Here is a 1,184-nt window from a genome sequence, read left to right as displayed (position 1 = left end):
CAGAAGCTGGGCGCCTTCGCCAAGCTGTACGCGGTAACGGGCGATTACCGGCTGAAGGAGAAGGCCGTATTCCTGGCGGAGGAATGGGGCAGATGTGCTGCAGCCAGCGCGAAAACCATCGACTGCAATGGCACCTACGTCTACGAAAAGCTGCTGGGCGGCTTTCTCGACATGTATGAGTTTCTGCATTATGAGCCGGCGCTTGCCTATATTTCCGCGTTGACGGACAGCGCCGCCCGGCGGTTCAAGCGGGATATCCCAAGGGACGGCCTTCAGGGGCCGGAGCTTTGTGATAATGACATGATTGAGTGGTACACGCTTCCTGAGAATCTGTACCGGGCTTATCTGCTGACCGGGGAGAAGAAATATCTGGATTTTGCCAGGGAATGGGATTATACCTACCTGTGGGATAAATTGAACGCTCACGATTCCGCCATTGGGCCAAGGCATGCCTACAGCCAGGTCAACAGCTTTTCCAGCGCGGCAATGGCCTATCTGGCGACGGGGGATAAGAAGTACCTGGACGCAGCGGAAAACGGCTATGCGCTTGTGACGGAAAAGCATACCTATGCCACAGGCGGCTACGGCCCCGCGGAGTGCCTGTTTGCGGATGAAAAAGGGTTTCTGGGCGAGATGCTGAAGGATTCCTGGGATACCACCAAAAACGGGGCGGTCTACAGGAATTTCGGCGGCGGAATGGTTCCCAGGAACGATAACTGGGGAAGCTGCGAGGTATCCTGCTGCGCCTGGGCGGTCTTTAAAATCTGCAATTATCTTCTCCGGATTACCGGGAAAGCAAAATACGGTGACTGGGCGGAGCAGATGCTGATCAACGGTGTGGCCGGACAGCCGCCCATTGATTCCGAGGGGCACGTGATGTACTATGCCGGTTATTTTGTGGACGGCGCGGTAAAGAGCCTGGAGGACAGAAGGCTGCAGCCAAACGGCGCCAATTTTGAATGGCAGTGCTGCACCGGGACCTTTCCCCAGGATGTGGCGGAATATGCCAACATGATTTATTATACGGATGAGGAAGGGATCTATGTTTCCCAATACCTTCCTTCCAAAGCCTCTTTTTCCATTCGCGGCAGCCGGTTTGCCCTGGAAAACTGTTCCGGGGGTGATATTTCTCCCATCCGGAAATTCCGGGTGCAGGCAGAAGGCGGAACCTCCTGCCGGATCAG

Annotated in this window: 1 protein-coding gene; it reads left to right on the top strand. The window is 55.6% G+C overall.

What is annotated here, in order from left to right:
• A partial coding sequence (locus tag DXC51_RS17695; protein WP_207660865.1) for a beta-L-arabinofuranosidase domain-containing protein occupies nucleotides 1-1,184 on the top strand: 1,184 nt, incomplete at both ends.

The sequence above is a fragment of the Eisenbergiella massiliensis genome (assembly GCF_003435485.1).
This window is presented reverse-complemented; position numbering and strand designations above follow the sequence as displayed.